This window comes from Micromonospora sp. NPDC005161, assembly GCF_053599855.1.
In genome coordinates this window covers 1-23,345 of the sequence record NZ_JBSFYQ010000029.1, presented here as the reverse complement: position 1 = coordinate 23,345, position 23,345 = coordinate 1, and the positions used below count along the sequence as shown (strand labels likewise).

Here is a 23,345-nt window from a genome sequence, read left to right as displayed (position 1 = left end):
GGACCCGATGGATCTCTCGACAAGCCACCCCCGGCCGGCGAGCCGCCACTGGCGGCTCACCGGTTGGCTGCTGGCGGCGGTGTGGCTGTTCTTCCTCAACGTGCCGCTCGCCACCACGCTGCACCAGCCACAGCCCTGGCGGCGGGTCGTCGGCGTGGCCGCGCTGCTCGCCTTCGGCGTCGGCTACGTGCTGCTGTTCCAGTGGGCCCGCCAGCTGCGCGAGTCGCTCACTCCGATCCCGGTGGGCCGGGCGCGGGCGGGGCTGCTGCTACTGCTCCTGGTGGGCCTGGCCAGCATCCCGGGCGCCGGTGGGGACTGGCTGGTCACCCTGGTCTACGTGGCCGCCGCGGCGGTGTTCCTGCTGCCGGGCCGGGGGGCGTCGCTGGCCGTGGCGCTCTGCGCGCTGACCCCGGTGCTGGCGTCCTGGCTGGTGCCGGGGTGGGAGGCCGAGAACACCATCGTCTTCGCGGTGCTGCTCGCCTCGTTCGCCATGTTCGGGGTGTCCCGGCTGGCCCAGCGCAACAGTCAGCTGCAGGCCGCCCAGCAGGAGATCCGCCGGCTCGCGGTCGCCGAGGAGCGGGTCCGCACGGCCCGCGACCTGCACGACATCCTCGGGCACTCGCTGACGGTGGTGGCGATCAAGGCCGAGTTGGCCGGCCGGCTGATCGAGGTGGACCGGGACCGGGCCGCTGCCGAGATCGCCGAGGTGGAGTGCCTGGCCCGGGCGGCGCTGGCGGACGTGCGGCAGACGGTCGGGGCGTACCGCGAGGTGACCCTCGCCAGGGAGCTGGCGGGCGCCCGTTCCGCGCTGGCCGCGGCGGGCATCGCCGCGGAGCTGCCGGGCGAGGTGCCGGCGCTGCCGGACGAGTGGGACCGGTTGTTCGGTTGGACGGTTCGGGAAGGGGTGACCAACGTGGTCCGGCACAGCGAGGCGCGGTGCTGCACGATCCGGGTGCAACCGGACCGGGTCGAGGTGAGTGACGACGGCCGGGGTCCGTCCACTTCCGACGTCTCCGGGCACGGGCTGGTCGGTCTGCGGGAGCGGGCGCGAGGGCTGGACGCCGTGGTGTCCGTGGGTCGCCGTCCGGACGGAAGCGGCTTCCTGCTGCGGGTACACGCGCCGACGGAGGCCCGATGAGCGGCCCCGCCGGTGGTACGCCCGCGCCGGGCGCGCCGATCCGGTTGCTGCTCGCCGACGACCAGGCGCTGGTCCGTGGCGCGCTCGCCGCGCTGCTCTCGCTGGAGCCAGATCTGACCGTGGTGGCCGAGGTCGGCCGGGGCGACGAGGTGGTGCCGGAGGCACTCCGAACCACCCCCGACGTGGCTCTGCTGGACGTGGAGATGCCTGGCCTGGACGGGATCGCCGCCGCCGCCGCGCTACGCGCCGCGTTGCCGGCCTGCCGGGTGCTGGTGGTGACCACCTTCGGTCGGCCCGGCTACCTGCGTCGGGCGATGGAGGCCGGCGCGAACGGCTTCGTGGTCAAGGACACCCCGGCCCGGCAACTCGCCGAGGCGGTCCGTCGGGTGCACGCCGGCCTGCGGGTGGTCGACCCGACGCTGGCGGCGGAGACCCTGGCCACCGGTGCCAGCCCGTTGACCGAGCGGGAGACCGAGGTGCTTCGGGCGGCCCGCGCCGGTGGCACCGTCTCCGACCTGGCGGGGGAGCTGCACCTGTCCGACGGGACGGTGCGCAACCATCTCTCGGCGGCGATCGGCAAGACCGGCGCCCGCAACCGGGCCGAGGCGGTCCGCATCGCCGAGCGGAATGGCTGGCTGCTCGGCGAGTGAGCGGCGTTCGCTCAAGCCGTTGAGCGGCGTTCGCTCAGGCCGTGGGCGGCGGGGTGGGAAGCTGGTCGACGACCACCAGGCTGCTGCCGGGGCGGACCTCCGCGAGCAGCTCCCGCTGGCCGCTGCGGGTGACCCGGATGCAGCCGTTGGTGGTGTTCTCGCCCAGCTCGCCGTCGTGGTACCAGGTGTGCAGCCCGATGTGCGCGCCACGCAGCCCGGTCGGCACCGACTCCGGGTCGTCGGGCACCGAGCCGAGGGCGTAGATGTCCACCCCGCCGTAGACGTCCTGCGGTGGCGGGGTGCGGCCCAGGATGAAGGTCCGCCCGAGCGGGGTCTCCTGTCCTTCCTGCCCGAGGCTGGTCTGCCAGGAGCGCACCGCCTTGCCGGCCCGGTACCAGGTGAGCCGGTGCACCTTGCGCTCCACCACGATCTGGTCGCGCAGGGCCACGGTGTCGAACCCGCCGGACGGCAGCCAGGCGAGCCGCCGGTTGGCCGACGGGAGCAGGACGGCCGTCCAGCCGAGGCGTTCTTCGGCGATCGGCACCGTCAGCTCGACACCGGCGAGCGTCGGTTCGAGGAAGGCCAGCGGACGTCCGCCGGGCGCGTCGTACGCGGCGATCCGCCGGGTCGGGTGCACACCCTCGGTCAGGGGCGTGGTGTCCATGGTGGCCGGATCGGCGGGAAACCCCTTGGGGGCGGGGTCGTAGTCGACGACCGGTAGCCCGTCCGGGGCGGGCGCCGCCGACGGCACCGGTTCCTCGGGGCTCTGCTCGATGCTGCTCGGCGTCGGATCGGGCGCCGCCGCGACAGGTCGGTCGGCGGTCGTCGAGCGCGGCGTGAGGGCCTGGCCGACCAGCAGCGCGGCGATCAGCAGCGCGGCCACGGCGACGGCGGCGGCCACCCAGCCGCCCCGGCGGCGGGACGGGGTCATTCGGTCAAACGGCACGAAACCACTGTATCTGACCTGTTAGGAAGGTGCCCTTGCTACACAAAAGGCGATAACAAGGGCACCTTCCGTGCGGTGCTCAGACGCGCGCGCCGACGTGGATGGCCACGGCGTCGTGCGCGGGCACGTTGGCGGCGAACCAACCGTTACCGTCCACCGTGATCACCGGGCCACTGCACGTGCCGCCCGCGTACGTGCCGTGGATGACGTCGCAGTACCGGCCGGCGGGCAGCCCCGTGTAGTACGAGCGCCCGTTCACCGCGGAGTCCTCGTCGTTGACCGTGATGAAACCCTTGCCGCTGCGGCTGAACGCGATGTGGTTGTTGCCGTTGTCGTACCAGTTGGCCACGCCGGCGCCCTCGGTGGCGTTGCGGAAGCCGACCATGTTGGCGATCACCGGCCAGCGGTGCTCGCACTCCCAACCGGAGTAGCAGGTGGTCTTCAGCGTCTTGTTGGCGCCGTCCGAGGGCGGGCCGGCGTCCCGGTTGCTGAAGGTGTAGCTGGACATGACCGTCGGCGAGCCGTACGGCCAGGCCAGCATGAAGGCGTTCGCGAGGGCGTAGATCCCGCGGTCCCGGTACGTGAGCACCCCGCCCGCGTCGCGCTGGGTGTCGTGATTGTCCACGAACACCGAGGACGGCCCGGTGGGAAGGTGCCCCCAGCCCTCGCCGAAGTTGCGCAGGTACGCCAGCCGTTCGGAGCGGAACACCCGGGCCAGGTCCTTGCCGTAGCGGAACTCGTGCACGTCACCGTTGCCGGTGTACTCGGTCGGTTGGATCGGCTCGCCGGCGCCGTAAATGACCTCCTGCACGATGTACGCCGAGCGGGAGAGCTTGCCCCTGATCGCGGCGATGTCGGCCGCCGGCATGTGCTTGCTGGCGTCCAACCGGAACCCGTCCACGCCGAGGGAGAGCAGGTCGTTGAGGTACGACGCGATCTTCGTACGGACGTAGTCCGACTCGGTCTTCAGGTCGGAGAGGTTGACCAGCTCGCAGTTCTGCACCTCGTACCGGTCGTTGTAGTTCGCGATGTCGTCGCCGCCGTTGCGGCCGCAGTGGTGGAAGTCCTGGGTCTGGTAGATGCCCGGGTAGTCGTAGTGCGAGTAGGACGAGCCGGCCCAGCCGGTGCCGCCGTTGTCCTGACCGGACATGTGGTTCATGACCGCGTCGACGATCACCTTGACCCCGGCCGCGTGGCAGGTGTTCACCATCGACTGGAACTGGGCCCGGGTGCCCTTGCGTGACTCGATCCGGTAGCTGACCGGCTGGTACGCCAGCCACCACTGGTTGCCCCGCACGTGTTCCTGCGGGGGCGAGACCTGGACGTAGCCGTAGCCCTTCGGCCCGAGTGTGCTCTGGCACTCGCTGGCCACCGACGGCCAGTTCCACTCGAAGAGCTGGACGATGACCTTCTTGCCGCCGGGCGGGGCGGCGACGGCCGGGGGAGCCGTCACGGTGGTGGGAACGAGCAGGCTGGCAAGCAGGCCGAGGGCGAGGATCGCTGAGCCGCTTCGACGTCGGTGCATCGGGACTCCTGACGGGGGATGGGGGTGGTGGTGCGGCGGGGGAGCAGCCTGGTTGCCGGAATCTTGCAACCACGACTGAAATTTTCCGAAAGGTTACAAGCGTGTTGCAGGCACTGTCAACGCATGGACATCTATCACTGCCCTTCCCGCCCTGTCGCGTGGCGGCTCCGCGCCCCGGCGGTCCCCGCTACACGCGTCCCGGCGGCGGTTGGTTCGATCCGGCCCAGAAATTTCCATCCCGGGGTGATCCGCGCGCCCCTTCGGTCCGTACTGGATGAGGGAGCAGGGTCGGCCGGTGGTGCGCCGCCGCGAGACGATCGAGGAGCAGATGGCCCGGGCAAAGCAGAACCAAAAGGCGCCCCCCGTCCGGACCAGCGCCAGCAGTCGGGGGGTGCGAACCCGGTCACGGTCGGCGACCACCCTGCTGATCGCGTCGGCGCTCGCCGCGCTCTGGGCGGCGACCATGCTGACCGGCGCGGGTCAGAAGGCGTACGCCTACGGGTTCTTCTTCACCGAGTTCTTCGCCGGTGTGATCGCCCTGGTGTCGCTGAGCCTCACCGTCATGCTCGGCCTGCTCGCCACCGACCGCCTCGTGCTGCGCATCGCGCACCGGGTGCTGTTGCAGTCGGCGCACCGGGCCACCGGTGTGCTCGGCGTCGCCGGACTGCTCTTCCACGTGCTCACCAAGATCGCCACCGGCCGGGCGGCGGCGACCGACGCGCTGGTGCCGTTCGTCGGCGGCGGAGGGCTCTACGTCGGGCTCGGCACGGTGGCCGCCCTGCTGATGGTCAGCGTGATCTGGACCGGCATCATCCGCGCCCGCTTCGCCGACGTCGGTCCGAAGTGGCTGTGGCGCGCGCTGCACTCCACGGCGTACGTCGCCTGGCCGTTCGCGCTGTTCCACGGCCTCAACGCCGGCCGGGCCGCGAAGTCCTGGGTGGTGTTCAGCTATCTCGGCTGCGTCCTGCTGGTCGTGCTGGCGCTGCTGGTCCGGCTCTCGGTCACCATCGGCCGGCGTAGCCGCGAGCAGCACCAGGCCGCGGTGCGGAACGCGGCGATGGCCGGCCGGACCAGCGAGGAGGGCCGCGGCCGGTCGCTGCGGACCGGGCTGAGCCGTCGCCGCGAAACCGGCGCGGAGAAGCGTCCCGCCTGGGCGGAGACCACCACCGCCACGTGGGCCGCACCGGCCACCGCCCGGCCCCGCGACCCCGACCGGTTCACCGTGCCGGTGGTGCCCGAACCGGGCTCGCTCACCGAGCCCGCCCGGCCCAGCCGGCGCCAGCGGGACGAGGAGCCAGCGGCCCGCCGGGGCACCGAACGGGCCGCGCGCGGCCGGCGCGACGAGCTGGAGCCGGCGGCCCGCCGGTCGACCCGGCGGGACGTGGACGAGCCCCGCCGGCGCGACGAGGAGGAACTGGAGCCGGCGGCCCGGCGCCGCGGCGAGCGCACCCGGGACCGGGACGAGGCGGCCCCGACCCGGCGGCGGCGGGGCAGCGCGCCGGTCGAGGAGCCGGTCGCCGAGCGGTCCACCCGCCGGTCCCGCGCCGAGGACGACGGCAGCCGGTACTCGGCCCCGCCCCGACGGACGGCGGAGGAGCCCGAGGAGCCGTGGGACAGCCCGCGGCGGTGGCAGGCCGCGGAGCCGATCTCGGCTGGCCCGGTCTCTGCGGAGCCGATCTCCGCTGGGCCGATCTCCGCGGCGCCGCGCAGCGGCAGCGGCCGGCACAGCGTTGAGGACGACCTGCCGGAGGAGCCGGACTACTGGCGCCCGCCGGCCCGGTACCTGCCGGAGGACGTCGCGCCGCCCGTCGACGACACCCCCACCCTGGTCGACCTGGCGTCGCGCCGGGCGCGGCGGGCCTCCGGCGAGAGCCGGTCCAAGCGCCGCAAGGCCAGCGCCGACGCCGTGGACGGGGCGTACTGGGCCGGGCTGCGGGGTGAGGCGAAGTGATGCGTACGACCGTGCCTCCGGTGGCCTGCGTCGGTGAGCCCCGGCTCACCGCCGGGTTCGCCGAGTTCGGTCGGCTGGACCTGGCCGCGCACGACGAGGTGCACGGGCCGATCGGCCCGATGGAGCCCGCCCAGCTGCTCAGGCTCGCCGAAGGCATGCAGCTCAAGGGCAAGGGCGGGGCGGGTTTCCCGTTCGCCCGCAAGCTGCGCGCGGTGCTGGAGTCCTGCGAACGGCAGGACCTCGCCGCAGTGGTGGTCGTCAACGCCACCGAGGGGGAGCCCGCCAGCTGGAAGGACAAGGTGCTGCTGACCCGCGCACCGCACCTGATCCTCGACGGCGCGGCGCTGGCCGCGTACGCGCTGGACGCCGACGAGATCGTGATCGGTGTGGCGGATGACGGGGTCGGCCGGGACTCGCTGATGGAGGCGCTGGAGGAGCGCCGGATGCCGGTGCCGACGACCATCGTCACCGTGCCGCACCGGTTCATCTCCGGCGAGGGTGGCGCACTGGTCAACGGCATCAACGGGCTGCCGCACATCCCGCCCGGTACCAAGAAGCGCTCCAGCGACTCCGGGGTCAGCGGTCTGCCCACCCTGCTGTCCAACGCCGAGACGTACGCCCAGCTCGCCGTCGGTGCGCGACTCGGCCCGTACGAGTACTCGGCGCTCGGCACCGACGACGAGCCGGGCACGGTGCTGCTCACCGTGACCGGCGCGGCGGCCCGGCCGGCCGTGGTGGAGTGCACCGCCGGCATGCCGCTGCGCGACGTCCTCGACCTGTGCGAGGTCCCGGACATCCAGGGCATCCTGATGGGCGGCTACCACGGCAAGTGGATCACTCCGGAGGCGGCGGAGAAGGCCGAGGTCTCCCGCAAGGGCCTGGCCGCGGTCGGCGCCACCCTCGGCGCGGGCATCATCGTCCCGCTCGGCGTCGACACCTGCCCGCTCGGTGAGGCCGCCCAGGTGGTGCGCTACCTGGCCGGCGAGTCCGCCGGCCAGTGCGGACCGTGCAAGATGGGCCTGCCCGACCTGGCCCGCGCGGTGGACCTGGCGGTCGCCGGCAGCCAACCGGCGGACGTGGTGCGGGCCGCCGCCGGTGAGGTGAAGGGGCGCGGTGCGTGCAGCCACCCGGACGGCACCGCCCGGTTCGCCCTGTCCGCGATCGAGGTCTTCGCCGACGACCTGCGGTTGCACAGCACCGGCGACGGCTGCGGCCGGCGGGTCAAGGGCGTGATGGGGCTGCCGGGCGCCCCCGACGGGAACCCGCAGAAGCTCACCCTGGACTGGTCGCGCTGCGACGGGCACGGGCTCTGCGCGCACGTGGTGCCCGACTTCATCCGGCTCGACGCCAACGGTTACCCCGCCTTCCCGCCCACCCCGGTGCCGACCTGGCTGCGGGAGGGCGCGCTGAAGGCGGTCAAGCTCTGCCCGGAGCTCGCCCTCCGACTCGCGAAGGCCGAGTAAGGAAGGGCACCTTCTTAACACCTGGTGCATAGGAAGGGGCCCTTCCTAACGACTGTGGAGGGAGACGCGGATGCGCAGCTGGCACGCACGGAGGGGACCACGTCGGGCCGGCACCGCCGCCGCGCTGGTCGCGGCGCTGCTCGGCGCGGTCTCCTGCACCGGTACGGCCGCCCCGCCACCGGCGGCCGCCGGCACCGCGCCCGCCGCCACCACCGCTGCCGCGACCGGCTCGCCGACCGCCGCCCCGACTCCGGCGCGGGTCCCGGACACCCTGCGCTTCACCGGAACCACCCTCACCGGCGCCGCGTTCGACGCGGCGCAGCTGGCCGGCCGCCCGGTGGTGCTGTGGTTCTGGGCTCCGTGGTGCGCCACCTGCGCCAGCCAGGCCTGGACGGTGGCCGAGATCGCGCCCCGTTTCCGGGACACCGTGCCGATCGTCGGCGTCGCGGGCCTCGGCGAACAGCGGGCGATGAAGGACTTCGTCACCGAGTTCGAGCTTGCCGGGACGCCGCAGATCGACGACCGCGCCGGCGCGCTGTGGCGTCGGTTCAAGGTGACCGAGCAGAGCACCTTCCTGATCATCGATCGGGATGGCAAGGTCGTCCACCAGGGCTTCCTGGACGGTGAGGCGCTCACCGCCCGGGTCACCGCGCTGGCCGGGGCGTGACCGCCCCGCTGCTGCTCGCGCTGACCGCCGGCATGCTCGGCGCGGTCAACCCGTGCGGCTTCGCGTTGCTGCCCGCGTACCTCTCGCTGCTGGTCGCCGGGGCACCGGACGCCCGCGGCGCGGTCGGCCGCGCGCTCACCGCGGCGGCCGGGCTGACCCTGGGGTACGTCCTGGTCTTCGGCGCCTTCGGCCTCGCGCTCGCGCCGCTGGCCGGCTGGCTGCGGCCCCGGTTGCCGTGGCTGACCGTGGCGCTGGGGCTGCTGCTGGTGGCGGCCGGGTGCTGGCTGCTCGCCGGCCGGCGGCTGCCCGCCCCCGGCTGGTCCGCCCGGGCGCCCCGGCTGACCCGTTCCTGGCCGTCGATGGCGCTGTTCGGCGCGGCGTACGCATTGGCCTCGCTCGGCTGCGCCATCGCGCCGTTCCTGGCCATCGTGGTGACCAGCCTCCAGGCCGGCTCGACCGGCCGCGGGCTGGCGCTGTTCGGCGCGTACGCCCTCGGGATGGGGCTGGTGGTCGCGGTCGCCGCGCTCGGCGTGGCGCTGCTGCGCGACGGGCTGGTGGCCCGGCTGCGCGTCTCCGGCGCGTTGGTGCCCCGGCTCAGCGGCCTGGTGCTGCTGCTGACCGGCGGGTACGTCGCCTGGTACGGCTGGTACGAGCTGCGGCTGGCCGCCGGCCGCCGCGACGCCCTGGAAGATCCGGTGATCCGGGTGGCGGCCCAGGTGCAGCACGCCCTCGCCGACACCCTCGACACGCTCGGCCCGGCGGCGCTGCTCGCCGCCCTCGTCCTGCTCGCCGCGGTGGGCGTGCGCGTGCGCGTTAGGAAGGGCACTTTAACGCCTGCGGTAGAGAAAGGGTCCCTTCCTAACGTGGTGGCCGAGCGCACGACGGCACCGCCGGATACGCCGACGGGGGCCGGGGTGGACCCGGCCCCCGTCGAACGGATCGGCTAGCGCAGCGGGGTCAGACGGTCGGTGCCCATGCGGTCGCGGAGGACCTCGGGGATCAGCACCGAGCCGTCGGCCTGCTGGTACTGCTCCAGGATGGCCGGGAAGAGCCGGCTGGTGGCCAGCGCCGAGCCGTTGAGGGTGTGCACGAAGCGGGTCTGCTTGCCGCCCGGCTCGCGGTAGCGGATGGCCGCCCGGCGGGCCTGGTAGTCGCCGGCCCAGGAGACCGACGACACCTCCTTGTACTTGCCGGTGCTCGGCATCCACACCTCGATGTCGAGGGTCTTCTTCATCGACGCGCTGGCGTCACCGGCGGAGAGCAGGGTGCGCTGGTAGTGCAGGCCCAGCCCCTCCACCAGGCTCTCCGCGTGGGCGAGCATCTCCTCCAGCGCCGCGTCGGCCTGCTCCGGCAGGGTGAACTGGAAGATCTCCACCTTGTTGAACTGGTGCCCGCGCACCGTGCCGCGCTCGTCCGAGTGCGAGCCGGCCGACTCGCGCCGGTAGCACGGGGTGTACGCGAACGCCTTCAACGGCAGCTTCGTGGTGTCCAGGATCTCGTCCTGGTACGCGCCGAGGATCGCCGTCTCCGAGGTGGGCAGCAGGAACTGCCCGCGCGGGGCGGACTCCCGGTCCAGGTGGTAGACGTCGTCGTAGAACTTGGGGAACTGCCCGGCGGCGAAACCGGCCGAGTCGAGCAGCAGGTGCGGCGGGAGCAGGAACTCGTACCCGGCCCTGATGTGCTGGTCGATGAAGTAGTTCAGCAGCGCCCACTCCAGCCGCGCGCCGACCCCCGTGTAGAGCCAGAAGCCGGAGCCGCCGAGCTTGACGCCGCGCTCGTAGTCGACCAGGCCCAGCGCCCGGGACAGCTCCACGTGGTCACGGACCTTCTCGATGGCCGGCGGCTCACCGAAGGTCTTGACGACCCGGTTCGCCTCCTTGCCGCCGGGGAGGACGTCCTCGCTGGGCAGGTTCGGCAGTTCGCTCATCGCGTCCCGCAGCCGGGCCTGCACCTCGTCCAACTGGGACTCCAGCTCGGCGAGCTGCTTGCGCTCCGCCTCCGGTGCGGTGACCTGCGGCTCGGTGCCGGCACGCTTCGCCTGCGCGTACGCCCGGGCTTCCGCCTTGCGGCGCTGCCGCTCCGCGTCGATCTCCGTGATGAGGGCGCGGCGTTCCTGGTCGAGCCGCTGGATCTCGTCCAGGGCCAGGTTGACCTCGGCGGGATCCAGTCGCTTCGCCAGCGCGGTCGCCACCGCCTCGCGATCCTTCCGGATCAACTCCATGTCGAGCATGCTGCTCCGTACGCCTCCGTCCGGGGTCAGGTGGACCAACAGATGCTACCGTCGCGCCCCGTTCGCTTCGGGTCGGGGAGCGCGAGCCCACCGCGCGGAATCAGACGGCGGGTTCAGAGCCGGATCGGCATCAGCACGGAGAAGGTGTCCGTGTCGTCCGGGCGGCGTACGGCCAGCGGGGCGATCGGCCCGTCCAGCTCCAGGACCAGCTGCGACCCGCCGGCCGCGTCCAGCGCGTCCAGCAGGTACGCGCCGTTCACCCCGACCCGCAGCCCGCCGACCGGGTCGGACCCGGCGGTGGGCACCAGGCGCAGACCGCCCCGCTCGTCGAGGCCGAGCACGGTGACCGCCAGCCGCGTTCCGTCGTGTTCGCGGTCCACCGTCGGGGCCGCCGGGTCGGTCAGGGCGGCCCGCAGCGCCGGCACGTCCACCGGGATCCGGCGCGCGGCCGGTCGCTCACCGACGGCCTCACGCAGCAGCCGCCGGTAGTCCGGGAAGTCGTAGGGCAGGGCGGCGCCGGTCAGCGTCCGGCCGGCCACGGCGACCCGCACCTCCGCGCCGGCCACGGTCAGCCGCACCGGCCGGGTGTCGGCGGGGTCGAGCAGCGGCCGGAACCGGTCGACGAGGTCCACCGGGACGAGCACCCGCACCGGTGGTCCGTCGACGGCCGCCCCGGCCCGGGCCAGCGCGAGCCGGTGCCGGTCGGTGGCGACGAGCCGGACGCCGTCCAGCTCCACGTCGACCAGCACGCCGGTGAGCACCGGCAGCTCCGGGTCGCGGCCGACGGCGAAGCGCACCGCGTCGACGGCGGCGGCAAGTTCGGCGGGGGCGAGCAGCAGCGTGGTGATCGCCGGCGGCGCCGGGTCGACCAGGGCCCGGAGGCGGGCGACCTCCCGGCGGGCGTCGGCGAGCCCGTCCGCCAGTCGGCGCAGGTGCGTGTCGAGCAGCCGGTGCACCGCCGCCGGCTCGGCACGTACCGCCGCGGCGATCTCCGGCACGGGCATCCCGACCCGACGCAGCCCAGCTACCAGCCGGGCTGGGGGGATCTGCTCGTCGGTGTACCAGCGGTAGCCGGTCACCGGGTCGACCAGGGCCGGCTCGAGCACCCCCGCCGAGTCGTAGAAGCGCAGCGCGCTGACGGTCAGGCCGCTGGCCCGGGCCAGCTCACCGATGCTGTGCAGGTCGCTCTCCACGACCGGCATCCTGCCCCCTCGACCGGGTCGAGGGTCAAGCCGCCGCCCCCGCGTCCGGCGCGGCGGCCGTCCGGTCGGCGGCCTCGGGCACCTGCCGCGCGGCCTCCTGCTTCAGGACCCGGAAGGTGAGCCCGGCCCGGATGAGCCGGTCGAGCAGCGCGTCGCCCATCGCGGCGACGGGGGTGAGCTGGCCGGCGGTCGGCGCCAGTTCGTCGAGCGCCAGGCAGAGCGCCGACTCGGCGAGCATCTTCGCCGTCTCGTCGTAGCCCGGGTCGCCGCCGGCCACCTCGGTGACCACCCGGCGCCCACCGCCGGTGCCGACGAACCGGACCCGGAACCAGGACGCCGCCCGCTGCTGCGGGGTGGGCCCGTGCCCGGACGCGAGCCGGCCGAGCAGCCAGCGCCGGGTGGGCGGCAGCTTCACCAGCCCGACCAGCGCGCCGAGCCCGGCGGCCGCGGCCAGCACGGTCGGCAGCCGCTTCACCGCGGCGAAGTGCCGGTACCGGAAGTCCGGGCCGTACTCCGGTCGGGCCGCCGCCGAGCGGCGTACCACCTGCGGGTCGATGGTGGGCAGCGGTACGGTCCAGATGCCCAGCTCCGCCGAGCGGCCCAGCCGGCCCGGCGCCGCCCGGACCCGGCGGTCGGTGGGGCGCGGCTCGACGGCCCGGCGATCCCGGGCGGCCCGGCTGGCCTGCGCGGTGCGGGAGAACGCGGTGAGCGCGGACTGGTACGTGCCGGCGGAGAACTTGCCACCGGCACGGACGTAACCGTCCACGGTGATCGGCGTGTCGGCGGGCAGTTGCTTGACGGTGAACCAGACGCCCAGGTCGTGCGGGATGGAGTCGAACCCGCAGGCGTGCACCATCCGCGCGCCGGTGCGGGTCGCCTCGGCGTGGTGGGCGACGTACATCAGATCGACGAACTCCGGTTCGCCGGTGATGTCCAGGTAGTCGGTGCCGGCCCGGGCGCAGGCCGCGACCAGCGGCTCCCCGTGGTGGATGTACGGGCCGACGGTGCTGGCCACCACCCGGGCGTTCTCCGCCACCGCGCGCAGCGAGTCGGCGTCGGTCACGTCGGCGCTGAGCAGCGGCAGCGCGGCCAGGGTCGGGTCGATCGCGGCGAGCCGGTCCCGTACGGCGGCGAGGCGGCCCTGGTTGCGGCCGGCCAGCGCCCACCGCAGCCCGGACGGCGCGTGCCGGGCCAGGTATTCGGCGGTCAGCCCCCCGGTGAACCCGGTGGCTCCGAACAGCACCACGTCGTACGTCCGCTCCCCAGCCATCCCCAGAGTCTGCCATCCGCCGCCGTGCGTGGCAGATCGTGAGCGCGGTGGATCTGGACCGGATCACCCGCCAGGTCGGGGGCGGTCCAGCGCGGACCGGTCCGCGCGCAGCACCTCGCCGGCCTCGATGTGCTGCTTGGCCTGGCGCAGCGCCCGGCGGACCAGCAGACCCGGATCGTCGCCGACCAGGTGCGCGGCCAGCCCGACCCGGGGAGTGGCACCGGCCAGGGGTCGGGCGGCCAACTCGGTGCCCCGGCCGCCCGGGGCCGGCCGGACCCGCACCTCGACCGCGCCGTCCAGGCGGCGCAGCGGCTCCGGCCACCGGCCGTCGGGGAGCACCCGCTCGGGCGGCCGGCCCACCGTCACGACCTCCCACCGGGCCGGCGCGGCGGGGTCGCCGCCCGCGCCGGACCGGTCGCGCCGCCGACGTACGGGGAGCAGCCTCGCCGCCCCGGTCAACGCCGCGCCGCCGAGGGTGACTCCCACCCGTACCAGCGGTCGCATCGGTCCCACCCATCCTTTCCGTCCACGTCCCCCGATCGTCGGTCGGGACCGGGTGAAGCGGGCTCGCCCCGAAGGGGTGAACGCGTCCGCGCCGGGTAACCGCTCGCCGACCGGGGGTGGAACGCGTCGGTGGGGGTGGAGCCGGGTGCCGGAGGAGCAGGATCGCGTACGGGTCGGCACGGCACCGGGGCACCCGGCGGACCCGCCGCTGCTGGCATCCCGGCTGGCCCCGGCGGTGCCACCCGAGCCGGTGGTGGCCCGGCCCCGCCTGCTGCGTCGGCTCGACGAGGGCAGCGCGGGACCGGTCACCCTGGTCTCCGCCCCCGCCGGCTGGGGCAAGACCACCCTGCTCGCCTCCTGGGTGCGGCTGGCCGGCGGCGCCGAGGACGGCCCGGGTCCGGCGTGGGTGTCGGTGGAGGCCAGCGACGACGGCGACCGGCTCTGGGCGTACCTGGCGGCGGCGTTGCGTGCGGCGACCGGGCCGGCGGACGACGGCCCGGCGGCGCCGGTGCCCGACCGGCCGCCGCGCCCCGACCAGTTGGAGCTGCTGGCCGCCGCTCTCGCCGCCCTGGAGCGACCCGTGCTGCTGGTCCTGGACGACCTGCACCGGGTCGCCGACCCGGCGGCGCTGACCGGGCTTGAGTTCCTGCTCCGGCACGCCGAGCAGCGGCTGCATGTGGTGGTCGGGGCCCGGGCCGGGTTGCCGCTGGCCCTGCACCGGCTCCGTCTCGCCGGCGAGCTGACCGAGATCGGCCCGGACGAGCTGGCCTTCACCGACGACGAGGTGGCCGACCTGCTCACCGCGCACGGGGCGCCGCTGCCGGCCGCCGCCCTACGACGGCTGCGCGAGCGCACCGGGGGATGGCCGGCCGCGCTGCGGATCGCCGCGCTGGCGTTGCGGGCGCAGCCCGATCCGGAACGCTGGGTGCGACAGTTCGGCGGCGACCAACCGGAGATCGCCGGCTACCTGCAGGAGGAGGTGCTCGCCGCGATCGATCCGGCCGACCGGGACCTGCTGCGTCGCACCGCCCTCGCCGAGACGGTCTGCGCGGACCTGGCCGGGGCGCTGACCGGTCGCGCCGATGCCGGGAGGGCGCTGGCCGACCTGGCCGGAGCGGGCGGTCTGCTGCACCGGGAGGAGGGCCGGCCGCCGTCGTATCGCTGTGACCCCCTGCTGGCCGACCTGCTCCGGGCCGAGCTGGCCCGGTTGCCTGCCGACGAGCTGCGTGAGCTGCACGCGCGGGCGGCTGACTGGTACGCCGGAGACGGACGCCCGGTTGACGGGTTGCGGCACGCGCTGGCCGCCGGCCGGTGGGACCGGGCCGGCGACCTGTTCGTCGCGCACTGGCCGGAGTTGACCCGGTACGACGTCGACCCGGTGACCGGGCCGGCTCCGCCGTCCCCGCCACCGGAGGTGGTCCGCGCCGACCCGGAGGTGGCGCTGGCCTGCGCCGCCGAGCGGGCGTACGCCGGTGATCTGCCGGCCGCCACCGGCCACCTGCGTGCCGCCGCCGGGTACGCCGACGGCCTGCCGGTGCCGCGCCGGGACCGGTTCCTGCGGCTGGCCACCGCGCTGGAGCTGACCCTGGCGCGGCTCGCCGGCGATCCGGACGAGGTCCGGGCCGCCGCCGCCCGGCTGCTGCGGACCCGCCCGGCCGGCGCCGCGCCGACCGGGGTGCCGAGTGCCTCGCGGAGCGGGGGGTCGAACGCCGCGCCGAACCATGCGCTGGCCCCGGGTACGGGCAGCGCCGCCGAGGACGCGGACCTGCGGGCGTTCACCGGCACCGCCCTGGGGCTCGTCGAGCTGGCCGCCGGCGCGCTGCCCGACGCCCGGTTCGTCCGGGCCCGGGCGGCTGCCCGCGAAGCCGGCCGGCCGCGTACCGAGCTGGTCGGCGCCAGCCGTTCCGCACTGCTGCTCGCGATGCGTGGCGACCTGCGCGCGGCCGAACAGGCGGCCCGGGACGCGCTGGGCATGCCGCCGAGCCGGGGCTGGTCCTGCCGGCTCGACTGCGCCTACGCCCACCTCGCGTTGGCGGTGGTGGCACTGCACCGCGACCAGCCCGAGGAGGCCGCGGCCAACCTCGCGCTCGCCGCGCCGGCGACCGGCCCGGCCGGCTCCTTCGGAGCGGACTCCGGGGACGACTGGTCGGCGGAGCCGCCCACCGAGCCGGTGGCGGCGGCGGTGGCCGCCCTCTGCCGGGCGTACCTGCACCGCGACGCCGGTGACCCGGCCGCCGGCCAGCGGCTGCTCGTGCGGGCCCGGGAGTCGTTGACCGAACCGCCGGCCGCCGCCGAGCTGGCGAACCTGCTGCGGGCCGCCGAGGCCGAGCTGCGGGCCGAGCGGGGCGACCTGGACACCGCCCGCGACCTGCTGGCCGGTGTCGCCGACGACCCGGCCGACCCCGCGCTCGCGGTGACGCTGGCGCGGGTGGAGCTGCGGTCCGGCGACATCGGCGCGGCCGGGCGCGCGCTGCCGGACTGGCAGGCGCCGCCGGCCGAGACGTGGCCCCTGCCGGTACGCCTGGACGCCGGCCTGCTGGGCGCGGTGCTGGCCGAGCGGGGCGGAGACGGGCGCCGGGCCGGACGGATCCTGGAGCAGGTGCTCGACCTCGCCGGCCCCGAGGGCTGCCGCCGGGTGTTCACCCGGGCCGAACCGCCGGTACGGGACCTGCTGGCGGCGCACCTGGACGCGGGTACCGCACACTTCTCGCTGGTCAGTGACCTGGTTCGGGGCGCCGAGCAGATCACGGCCCGGCCACCGGCCGAGTCGGCGGGCTCGCTCGACGAGCCGCTCACCGAGCGAGAGTTGACCATCCTGCGGTACCTGCAGAGCATCCTGTCCAACGTGGAGATCGCCGGCGAGTTGTCGCTCTCGGTCAACACGGTGAAGACCCACGTCCGCAACATCTACCGCAAGCTCGACGCGACCCGCCGGCGTGAGGCGGTCCGGCGGGCGCGCGAGCTGCGGCTGATCTGAACGGCCGGCCGCTCGCCGGCCACGAGGGTCAGGTGTTGGCCGCCGCGTCCACGGCGGTCAGCAGGTCGGGCAGGTCGTACCCGCCCTCGTGCCGAACGTCGTTGACGAAGAGCGTCGGGGTGCCGTTCACCCCGCTGCGGATCCCGCCGACGAAGTCCCGGCGCACCCGGTCGGCGTACGCCCGGCCCTCCACCTCCGCGTTCAGCTCGTCCGGTGGCAGCCCGAGCTGCTCGACGCCGAGCGAGAGGTGCACCGGGTCCAGCTGGTCCTGGTGCTCGTAAAGCCAGTCGTGCATCTCCCAGAACCGGCCACGGACCGCGGCGGCCTCGGCTGTCTCGGCGGCTCGTTCGGCGTACGGGTGGATGTTGGCGATCGGGAAGTAGCGGTAGACCATCCGTACCGTGTCGGCCCGCTGCCGCAGCAGCTCGTGCAGGTTGGGGTACGCGGCGCCGCAGAACTGGCACTGGAAGTCGCCGTACTCGACGATCGTGACCGGCGCGTCGGCCGGCCCCCGGACATGGTCGTCGGTGGTCACCGGGTCCCGAAGGCGGGCGGTGACCTGGAGCGGGGTGCTCATCGGGCCATCACCGCCCGGTCGGCCGCGAGCCGGTCCAGCGCGTCGAAGATGCCGTCCGCGCCCGGGTTGACGTCCGGTGGGGAGAGGTGGCTCCAGGCCACCGTCCCGGCCGGGTCGAGCACCACCAGCGCCCGGGCCGCCTCGCCCTGCGGGGTGTACGCGCCGTACCGGCGGGCCACCTCGCCCTTGGGCTCGAAGTCGGCCAGCAGCGGGAATTCGATGCCCCGGCTCTGCGCGAACGCCCGGTGCGACCAGATGCTGTCCACCGAGATGCCGAGCAGCGCGGCGTCGTACTGGTCGAACACCGGCGCCGCCGCCTGGTAGAGCGACATCTGGTCACCGCAGACCGGGCTCCAGTCGGCGGGGTAGAAGGCGAGCACGACCGGCCGGCCGCGGAACTGCTCCGGCCCGGTCGGGCGCCCGTCCGGGGTGCTCTCCAGGGTGAAGCCGGGTGCGGGTCGCCCCGGTTGGATCAGCCCGTTCGGATCACTCATGCCCCCAGCCTGCTGCCGGGGCGGGTGAGGCCGGCTCACCCGTCCCGGGTGGTTCCGCGCTCGGCTCAGCGCAGCACCGGGGCGACCGCGATGTGGTTCTGCACCTCTCGGATCCCCGGCGCGGACCAGGCCACCCGCTCCACCTCGGCCCGCTCGGGCATCGAGTGCACCAGCCCCGCGAGCACGGCGGTGTCTCCGTGCACCCGGACGCTGATCCGCTCGGCCTCGGTGGCCCCGGCCCGGGCCAGCGCGTCGACGATCCGCTCGGCCAGGTTCTGGCCGGCCGGCACGGCGGACGGGCGGACGGTGATCCCGTTGCTCACCCCGCGTACGCCGGTCAGCCTGGTGACGGCGCGCTCGGCGGCCCGGCGCTGGTACTCCCACTCGACCTCGCCGTGCAACGTCACCCAGGCGGCCGAGACCGTGACCTGGAGCTTCTCGACGGGCACGAACGCGTCCCACTCGAGCGCGTGGCTCGCCGCGGCGGCCAGGTCGGGGTCGGCGCGTTCGGCCTCGCCGGGCAGTCGCACCGTCAGGTCGTTGGCGAGTGCGCGGACCCGTGCGACCCGGTGCGCGGCCCGCTCGGCGGCCCACTTCTTCGCGTAGCTGTCCACCCGCCCGGTCAGCGTGACGACGCCCTCGGCGACGGTCACGCCGATCTCGTGCGGCTGCACTCGCGGTTCCCAGGTCAGCTCGTCGAGTACGGCGGACTGGATGTCCTGGTCGGTGCGGCTGATCGTCGCGATGGCCATCTGTCCCTCCTCCGGTGCGTGGGCGGCGGACCGGGTGACGGCCGCGGCCGGAGTCCGCCGGGTCCGATCCTGCCGCCGTCCGGGGTGAGCCGTCCTCGCCCCGCCGGGGTGAGGCGAGGGGCCCGGCCCGTCCCGTCGGGTGGTGGACGCGTGCACGAGGATCGATGGTGGGAGCGATTCCAAAGCTCTCTCACGCGGACAGGGCGCCGGAGGGCGGCGCGGGGCGGGCGGTGGTGGTGGAGAGGGAGAAAGGCAGGGGCCCCGCGGACCGTGGGGTCGAGCGGGGCCCGCGTACGGCCGCGGGTGGGTCAGTCGTTCAGGCCGATGGGGGAGTTGAGGCGGTCGACGTCGACGAACTCGACGTCGTCCACCGCGCGGTCGTCCCGGCTGCCGGCGGCCCGGGCAGCGGAGCCGACGGCCCAGCCGACCGCCGCGCCGACCAGCGCGGCGCCGATCAGCAGCGTCCAGGGCAGTGCCGGCTGACGGCCGGCGAGCGCGTCGAAGGCCAGCGAGGCTCGGCGCCGCGCCTCGTCGGCGGCGGAGCCGACCAGGTCGGTCGCGCCGTCGGCGAGGTCGCTGCTGCCGCGCCGGGCGGAGCGGGCGGTGCCCCGGACACTGTCTCCCGCGGAGCTGACGGCGGAGACCAGGTGCTCCCACGCCTGGTCCGCGATCCGCTCCGGCTTGCCGCGGCGGTCCAGCAGGTTGGTTCCGAACATCGTGGTTACCTCCTCGGGTGCCGAAGCCTGCGGCCACTTCGGACTTCGGCGTCTGTCAGCGCGTCACGATTCGCCTACCCCGCAGTGCCCCGCGCCGGCCAGGCGCAAACCCGGCCGACCCGGCTCGCCGGACAGTCAGCGCAGCACCACCACGGAGACGCCCCGGGCGAAGTCGTCATCGTCATCGTCGTCGTCATCGCCTCCGCCACCGAAGCCGCAGGCCAGTACGAGGGCGAGCAGGGCGCCGACGCCGGCCAGCCCGGCCAGTCTCTTGATCATTGAAGGTCCTCTCCGTCACGGTGGGTTCCCCGGCCGATGCTAGGTGGCGTCGGCAACCATCCGGGCTCGTCAGGGTCGATCGACGAGGTGCGACACGCCGGTGTCACGCGAGGCTGGCACGCATGGCGGGCCGGTTGGCGGGTGCGCCGGGCCGGGACCGCTACCCTGGTCCGGCGACGCGTCGGTTCCGACCGATCGTTGAGTGGTCAGATAACGAAAAGTACTGAGTGATCAGGAAGTGAAAAATCCGGATATGGCCGACTTGCCGTGCCCGGATCCGCACATTGCTCATCCCGAGGGGTGGCGACCGAGGCCGTCAAAGGAATACTGTCGGTCGCGGCCCGCGTACTGATGAGGCGCCCGGGGGACGGGCGGGTGGAGGTGCTCGCGTGAGCCTGTCGATCGTGAAGTCGGTTCTGTCCGGTGGTGTCGTGGAGATCGCCCCGCGCGGCGAGATCGACGTCGACACAGCGTACGAGGTGCGCGAGGCGATCGCGGAGGTGCTGGCCAAGGGCCGCCCCCTGCGCATCGAGCTGAACATGAGGCTGGTCACCTTCATCGACTCCGTCGGCATCAGCGCGATGGTGGCCGGTTTCCAGACCGCCGAGGTGAGCGGCGTGAAGCTGGTGGTCACCGAACCGAGCCGGTTCGTGCACCGGCAGCTCTGGGTGACCGGCCTGCTCGGCCTCTTCGGCGCCCCCGAGCCGTACTTCGCCGGCACCGCCACTCCCGAGGTGCTTCCCGGCGCCTGAGCGCCGACACCCGGCCCACGCCGGTCAGGGCTGTTCGTCCAGGCCGGTCAGGTCGACGTCGGCCACCTCGGTGACCGCCCGAATGGCCGTCACGGACGCGTACCCCGCGGCCAGCAACGCCACGTCCGTGCCGGGCTGCGCGGCCTGGCCCGGCTCCTCCAGAGACGTACGCACGAAGCCGTGCCCGGATTCGGCCACCGTCATCTGCACCTGACCGAAGCTGGCCAGCGTGCCCCGGCGCACCCCGCGCAGTCGCCCGTGCGGCAGGTCCGGGGCGTTGACGTTGAGCACGCTCTCGATCGGCGCGGCGGTCAGCCGGGGGAGCAGATCCAGGGCGACCCGCGCGGCGGTGCTCCAGTTGCGCTCGGCGTCGCGTACCCGGGCGGCGGCGTGCACCGCGGCGCCACCGCTGGCGGCCGTCGCCTCGCCCGCGGAGAGCACGTCCAGCGAGACCGCCATCGCCCGGCAGCCGTTCGTGGCGGCGGTGAACGCGGCGCCGACCGTGCCGGAGTGCAGTACGGCGCGGCCGGCGTTGGCACCCCGGTTGATGCCGGAGAGCACCACCGACGGCGGCGGGCCGAAAGCGCCGTGCAGCGCGATCAGCGTGATGAAGCCGGGTGAGCCGCCAACCCCGTACGCCGGCACGCCCGCCAACTCCGGCAGCGGGTGGTCGTGCACCACCACCCGCCCGTCCTGCTCCAGGGCGCTCATGGCGGCGCTGGTACCGCTCGCCTCCTCCAGCGGCGCGGCGACAACCACATCCAGGCCCCGCTGCGCCGCCGCCCAGGCCAACGCCTGAATCCCCGGCGCGGCGATCCCGTCGTCGTTGGTGACGAGCACGCGGAGCGTCATCGTTCGACCGCCCGGTCGGCCAGTTCGTCGGGGGTGGTCCGCTCCTGTTGTCGGCTGTCCGCCGGGACCAACCGGACCCGCTCCACCAGACCGGTGATCGAGTCCAACCGCCCGGTGCCCAGCCCGTGCCGGGTCACGTTGAGCGCCCCGGCGGCGGCGCCGGTCCGGATGGCGGTCCGGATGTCTCCACCGCCGGCCACCACGGCGGCCACCCCGGCGGTCATCGAGTCGCCCGCGCCGCGCGGGTCGGCCGCCTGCAACCGGGGCATCTCCACCTCGAACAGCTCACCGTCGATGAGCGCGAGCGCCGGTTCGTCGGCCCGGCTCACCACCACCGTCTCGGCGCCGGCGGCGTGCAGCTCGTACATCGCCCGGGTGAGCTCCGCACTCTCCCCGTTGCGGGCGCGGCCGTCGCGGATCAGTTCCTCGTGGCTCACCTTCAGGAAGAACACCCCGCTGTCCAGCACCGCGCCGAGGTGATCGCCGGAGAGGTCGACCACCACCCGGCCGCCGTTGGCGCCGAGGTCGGCGGCGAAACGCCGGTACAGGTCGGCCGGGACGAGCCACGGCTCGTTGGGTCCACTGAGCACGCTCACCGACGCCCGCAGCCCCTCGCCGAGGGCCAGGTTGTACAACTCGTCGAGCTCGTGCCGGGTCAGGGGCTGCCCGGGCACATCGGCGATCTCCCGCCGGGACCCGTCCCGGCGGTCGTGCACGTACCCGCCGCTGCCGGAGTCGCGGACCACCACCTTGAGGTCCACTCCCTCGCTGACGAGCAGCGGCTCCAGCACCTGGCCGATCTCGCCGCCGAGGGCGGTGCAGAGCACCACGTCGACCCCGAGCGACATCACCATGCGGGCCTGCCAGACGCCCTGCCCGCCCGGGTGCAGGTGCAGCTCGGGCTGGTCGTTCGGCTGGTCGACGGTCACCGTCAGCTGCGGCGTAGGCGCGAAGACCATCACGTGCCCGCTCACCGGTCGTACCCGTTCATGCTCACGCCCTCCGTCGCCCGTCACGGCCGGTGGTTCCCCACCAGCCGACCGTAGTGGGAACGGGGTGTGCGTGCCGAGGCAACGGTCCGTGTCCGTCCGGGCGTTGCCAGCCCGACCGGGGTACGGGACGATCGTGCGACCAACGATGGCGGGAGACGGTGTGCTCAGGAGCGATACCTTCAGCTACACCGTCCAGGCCCGGTGCGAGCCCCGGGAGGCGGCGGCCCTGCTGAGCGACCTGACCCGGCAGGGCGAGCTGCACCCGCTGATCGTCCGGGTCCGCCGGCTGCCGCCCCGGCCCGGCGCCCGGGCCAGCTACGCGATCAGCGACCGACTGGTGGCCGGCCCGCTCCGCTTCCGGACCAGCTACCAGGCGGACGTGCTGATCAGCGAGGACGACGAGATCGTCACGGTGGCCCGCCAGTGGCCGGCCACGACGGTGCGCAACCACACCCGGCTGCGTGGCGAGCCGGACGGCCTGGTCCGGGTCGACGTCGAGATCACCCTGACCGCGCCGGCCCCGCTGTTCGGGTACGCGTTCCGCCAGGCCCGGGCGGCCCACCTGGCCCTGGCCACCCGGCTGGGCGCGGCCCTGGACCGCCCCGGCGAGACCCCGCCCGCCACCTGATCGCCCGCCCCGCGCTCGGCCGCCCGCGAAGATCGTGCTCGATCCTGGATGTAGTGGCCTGCCGCCGAGAGGAGGCCACTAGATCCTGGTTGCGGAGCGATCATGGCCGGTCCGGCCCGCGACGGTGGGCCGCGCCGCCGGCCGTCGACCCCACGGCTTGTACGTGGACAGCACCGTCGCAATGATCATGAGGCTGGTCGACACGGCCGGCGCGATCACCAGGTCGGCGCGGTCCCGGGCGGGCAGGGCGGCGCCCAGCGCGCCGGCGTGCCGCAGGTTCGGGGTGAGCAGGAACAGCACCAGCCCGACCATCACCGTGGTGAGCACGAGTTTGACCACCACCCATCGGTAGCGCAGCAGGCCCCACGGGGTGAGCAGCGCGCTGGCCACGCCGACCAGCCAGACCAGCACGCTCAACGGCGCGAACAGCACGGTGCCGACCAGCGCGGCGACCGGGTAGACGACGGCCGGGTCGGCGCCGCGTTGTGCCGCGACGCCGAGCGTGAGCAGCGTCAGGTCGGCGCCGAGCCAGCCGAGCGAGGTGACCAGGTGCAGGGTGAGCAGCGCCTTGCGGGCGGTGGGCGGGATCCGACGCATACCAGGATGCTGCCCGCCGGGCCCGGTCCGGGCGTCCGACCGTCGGCGACATCCCGGGTACGTCCGCTGACGTACCCGGGGTCCGGCGGCCCCCCCCCGGGGCGCCCCGCGCCCCGGGGGACGCCCCCCAGGTCCGGGAAGGCGCCGGTCCAGGTCCGCAGCAGCGCGGGCAACTCGATCGGG

Annotated in this window: 23 protein-coding genes; 9 read left to right on the top strand and 14 right to left on the bottom strand. The window is 74.5% G+C overall.

The genetic code is table 11. From position 1 onward, the window contains the following. The first annotated feature begins 7 nt into the window (after positions 1-7). Together ACWD5O_RS24810 and ACWD5O_RS24805 are read left to right on the top strand one after the other, a co-directional pair. Positions 8-1,138, top strand: coding sequence for a sensor histidine kinase (locus tag ACWD5O_RS24810; RefSeq protein WP_450086701.1), 1,131 nt, complete (start codon positions 8-10; stop codon positions 1,136-1,138). Further along, positions 1,135-1,788 (top strand): response regulator transcription factor, encoded by a 654-nt coding sequence (locus ACWD5O_RS24805; protein ID WP_450086700.1) that lies wholly within the window; start codon positions 1,135-1,137, stop codon positions 1,786-1,788. Before ACWD5O_RS24810 ends, ACWD5O_RS24805 begins: the two co-directional genes overlap by 4 nt. Before the next feature lie 34 nt (positions 1,789-1,822). On the opposite strand, the gene ACWD5O_RS24800 is transcribed toward ACWD5O_RS24805, so the two are convergent. Beyond that, positions 1,823-2,734, bottom strand: coding sequence for a L,D-transpeptidase family protein (locus ACWD5O_RS24800; protein WP_450086699.1), 912 nt, complete (start codon positions 2,732-2,734; stop codon positions 1,823-1,825). A gap of 79 nt (positions 2,735-2,813) precedes the next feature. Beyond that, positions 2,814-4,259, bottom strand: coding sequence for an alpha amylase C-terminal domain-containing protein (locus ACWD5O_RS24795; RefSeq protein ID WP_450086698.1), 1,446 nt, complete (start codon positions 4,257-4,259; stop codon positions 2,814-2,816). A 274-nt stretch (positions 4,260-4,533) separates the two neighbouring features. Here ACWD5O_RS24795 and ACWD5O_RS24790 point away from each other — a divergent pair, with 274 nt between their 5' ends. From ACWD5O_RS24790 to ACWD5O_RS24775, 4 genes are all read left to right on the top strand, one after another. Next, positions 4,534-6,210 (top strand): hypothetical protein, encoded by a 1,677-nt coding sequence (locus tag ACWD5O_RS24790; RefSeq protein ID WP_450086697.1) that lies wholly within the window; start codon positions 4,534-4,536, stop codon positions 6,208-6,210. Next, positions 6,207-7,673, top strand: a complete 1,467-nt coding sequence (locus tag ACWD5O_RS24785; protein ID WP_450086696.1) for an NADH-ubiquinone oxidoreductase-F iron-sulfur binding region domain-containing protein — start codon at positions 6,207-6,209, stop codon at positions 7,671-7,673. Before ACWD5O_RS24790 ends, ACWD5O_RS24785 begins: the two co-directional genes overlap by 4 nt. A 70-nt stretch (positions 7,674-7,743) precedes the next feature. Further along, a complete protein-coding gene (locus tag ACWD5O_RS24780; RefSeq protein ID WP_450086695.1) occupies positions 7,744-8,340 on the top strand; it encodes a redoxin domain-containing protein in 597 nt (198 codons plus the stop codon). A gap of 32 nt (positions 8,341-8,372) precedes the next feature. Next, a complete protein-coding gene (locus ACWD5O_RS24775; RefSeq protein WP_450086743.1) occupies positions 8,373-9,287 on the top strand; it encodes a cytochrome c biogenesis CcdA family protein in 915 nt (304 codons plus the stop codon). Here ACWD5O_RS24775 and serS read toward each other — a convergent pair. From serS to ACWD5O_RS24755, 4 genes are all read right to left on the bottom strand, one after another. Continuing rightward, positions 9,284-10,570 carry a serine--tRNA ligase gene (gene serS / locus ACWD5O_RS24770; protein ID WP_354965482.1) on the bottom strand — a complete coding sequence of 429 codons (1,287 nt, stop codon included), beginning with the start codon at positions 10,568-10,570 and terminating at the stop codon, positions 9,284-9,286. The genes ACWD5O_RS24775 and serS overlap by 4 nt on opposite strands. Before the next feature lie 113 nt (positions 10,571-10,683). Further along, complete coding sequence (locus ACWD5O_RS24765) at positions 10,684-11,772, bottom strand: DNA polymerase III subunit beta family protein (RefSeq protein ID WP_450086694.1); 1,089 nt, start codon at positions 11,770-11,772, stop codon at positions 10,684-10,686. A gap of 25 nt (positions 11,773-11,797) precedes the next feature. Further along, positions 11,798-13,042: a saccharopine dehydrogenase family protein gene (locus tag ACWD5O_RS24760; RefSeq protein ID WP_450086693.1), complete on the bottom strand. Its 1,245-nt coding sequence runs from the start codon at positions 13,040-13,042 to the stop codon at positions 11,798-11,800. Between the two features lie 63 nt (positions 13,043-13,105). After that, positions 13,106-13,546: a hypothetical protein gene (locus ACWD5O_RS24755; protein ID WP_450086692.1), complete on the bottom strand. Its 441-nt coding sequence runs from the start codon at positions 13,544-13,546 to the stop codon at positions 13,106-13,108. 76 nt (positions 13,547-13,622) lie between these two features. On the opposite strand from ACWD5O_RS24755, the gene ACWD5O_RS24750 reads away from it, so the two are divergent. Further along, entirely contained in the window at positions 13,623-16,523 is a 2,901-nt protein-coding gene (locus tag ACWD5O_RS24750) for a LuxR C-terminal-related transcriptional regulator (protein WP_450086742.1), read from the top strand. Between the two features lie 28 nt (positions 16,524-16,551). On the opposite strand, the gene ACWD5O_RS24745 is transcribed toward ACWD5O_RS24750, so the two are convergent. The 5 genes from ACWD5O_RS24745 to ACWD5O_RS24725 form a co-directional block, all read right to left on the bottom strand. After that, entirely contained in the window at positions 16,552-17,100 is a 549-nt protein-coding gene (locus tag ACWD5O_RS24745; protein WP_354965477.1) for a DsbA family protein, read from the bottom strand. Further along, positions 17,097-17,594: a redoxin domain-containing protein gene (locus ACWD5O_RS24740; protein WP_450086691.1), complete on the bottom strand. Its 498-nt coding sequence runs from the start codon at positions 17,592-17,594 to the stop codon at positions 17,097-17,099. The genes ACWD5O_RS24745 and ACWD5O_RS24740 overlap by 4 nt, the downstream gene beginning before the upstream one ends. A gap of 65 nt (positions 17,595-17,659) precedes the next feature. After that, positions 17,660-18,346, bottom strand: coding sequence for a BON domain-containing protein (locus ACWD5O_RS24735; RefSeq protein WP_450086690.1), 687 nt, complete (start codon positions 18,344-18,346; stop codon positions 17,660-17,662). A 308-nt stretch (positions 18,347-18,654) separates the two neighbouring features. Further along, positions 18,655-19,062: a hypothetical protein gene (locus tag ACWD5O_RS24730; protein ID WP_450086689.1), complete on the bottom strand. Its 408-nt coding sequence runs from the start codon at positions 19,060-19,062 to the stop codon at positions 18,655-18,657. A 135-nt stretch (positions 19,063-19,197) separates the two neighbouring features. Continuing rightward, positions 19,198-19,341, bottom strand: a complete 144-nt coding sequence (locus tag ACWD5O_RS24725) for a hypothetical protein (RefSeq protein WP_354965473.1) — start codon at positions 19,339-19,341, stop codon at positions 19,198-19,200. A gap of 389 nt (positions 19,342-19,730) precedes the next feature. Between ACWD5O_RS24725 and ACWD5O_RS24720 the strand changes: the two genes are divergently transcribed. After that, positions 19,731-20,093, top strand: a complete 363-nt coding sequence (locus ACWD5O_RS24720; protein ID WP_354965472.1) for an STAS domain-containing protein — start codon at positions 19,731-19,733, stop codon at positions 20,091-20,093. Between the two features lie 24 nt (positions 20,094-20,117). Here ACWD5O_RS24720 and surE read toward each other — a convergent pair whose 3' ends face one another. Then, the gene (gene surE, locus ACWD5O_RS24715) at positions 20,118-20,945 is read right to left on the bottom strand and encodes a 5'/3'-nucleotidase SurE (RefSeq protein WP_450086688.1); all 828 of its coding nucleotides are present in this window, start codon (positions 20,943-20,945) and stop codon (positions 20,118-20,120) included. Next, positions 20,942-21,919 carry a PfkB family carbohydrate kinase gene (locus ACWD5O_RS24710; protein ID WP_450086687.1) on the bottom strand — a complete coding sequence of 326 codons (978 nt, stop codon included), beginning with the start codon at positions 21,917-21,919 and terminating at the stop codon, positions 20,942-20,944. The genes surE and ACWD5O_RS24710 overlap by 4 nt, the downstream gene beginning before the upstream one ends. 178 nt (positions 21,920-22,097) lie before the next feature. Between ACWD5O_RS24710 and ACWD5O_RS24705 the strand changes: the two genes are divergently transcribed. Then, positions 22,098-22,565: an SRPBCC family protein gene (locus tag ACWD5O_RS24705; protein WP_354965469.1), complete on the top strand. Its 468-nt coding sequence runs from the start codon at positions 22,098-22,100 to the stop codon at positions 22,563-22,565. A 78-nt stretch (positions 22,566-22,643) separates the two neighbouring features. On the opposite strand, the gene ACWD5O_RS24700 is transcribed toward ACWD5O_RS24705, so the two are convergent. Continuing rightward, a complete protein-coding gene (locus ACWD5O_RS24700) occupies positions 22,644-23,162 on the bottom strand; it encodes a hypothetical protein (protein ID WP_450086686.1) in 519 nt (172 codons plus the stop codon). Positions 23,163-23,345: the final 183 nt, after the last annotated feature.

Coding starts and splice junctions, on each gene's coding strand:
- ACWD5O_RS24700 (WP_450086686.1), bottom strand. CDS start 23,162: ATGCGTCGGATCCCGCCCACCGCCCGCAAGGCGCTGCTCACCCTGCAC.
- ACWD5O_RS24765 (WP_450086694.1), bottom strand. CDS start 11,772: ATGCCGGTCGTGGAGAGCGACCTGCACAGCATCGGTGAGCTGGCCCGG.
- ACWD5O_RS24780 (WP_450086695.1), top strand. CDS start 7,744: ATGCGCAGCTGGCACGCACGGAGGGGACCACGTCGGGCCGGCACCGCC.
- ACWD5O_RS24805 (WP_450086700.1), top strand. CDS start 1,135: ATGAGCGGCCCCGCCGGTGGTACGCCCGCGCCGGGCGCGCCGATCCGG.
- ACWD5O_RS24760 (WP_450086693.1), bottom strand. CDS start 13,042: ATGGCTGGGGAGCGGACGTACGACGTGGTGCTGTTCGGAGCCACCGGG.
- ACWD5O_RS24735 (WP_450086690.1), bottom strand. CDS start 18,346: ATGGCCATCGCGACGATCAGCCGCACCGACCAGGACATCCAGTCCGCC.
- ACWD5O_RS24775 (WP_450086743.1), top strand. CDS start 8,373: ATGCTCGGCGCGGTCAACCCGTGCGGCTTCGCGTTGCTGCCCGCGTAC.
- ACWD5O_RS24755 (WP_450086692.1), bottom strand. CDS start 13,546: ATGCGACCGCTGGTACGGGTGGGAGTCACCCTCGGCGGCGCGGCGTTG.
- ACWD5O_RS24790 (WP_450086697.1), top strand. CDS start 4,534: ATGAGGGAGCAGGGTCGGCCGGTGGTGCGCCGCCGCGAGACGATCGAG.
- ACWD5O_RS24810 (WP_450086701.1), top strand. CDS start 8: ATGGATCTCTCGACAAGCCACCCCCGGCCGGCGAGCCGCCACTGGCGG.
- serS (WP_354965482.1), bottom strand. CDS start 10,570: ATGCTCGACATGGAGTTGATCCGGAAGGATCGCGAGGCGGTGGCGACC.
- ACWD5O_RS24745 (WP_354965477.1), bottom strand. CDS start 17,100: ATGAGCACCCCGCTCCAGGTCACCGCCCGCCTTCGGGACCCGGTGACC.
- ACWD5O_RS24730 (WP_450086689.1), bottom strand. CDS start 19,062: ATGTTCGGAACCAACCTGCTGGACCGCCGCGGCAAGCCGGAGCGGATC.
- ACWD5O_RS24740 (WP_450086691.1), bottom strand. CDS start 17,594: ATGAGTGATCCGAACGGGCTGATCCAACCGGGGCGACCCGCACCCGGC.
- surE (WP_450086688.1), bottom strand. CDS start 20,945: ATGACGCTCCGCGTGCTCGTCACCAACGACGACGGGATCGCCGCGCCG.
- ACWD5O_RS24725 (WP_354965473.1), bottom strand. CDS start 19,341: ATGATCAAGAGACTGGCCGGGCTGGCCGGCGTCGGCGCCCTGCTCGCC.
- ACWD5O_RS24795 (WP_450086698.1), bottom strand. CDS start 4,259: ATGCACCGACGTCGAAGCGGCTCAGCGATCCTCGCCCTCGGCCTGCTT.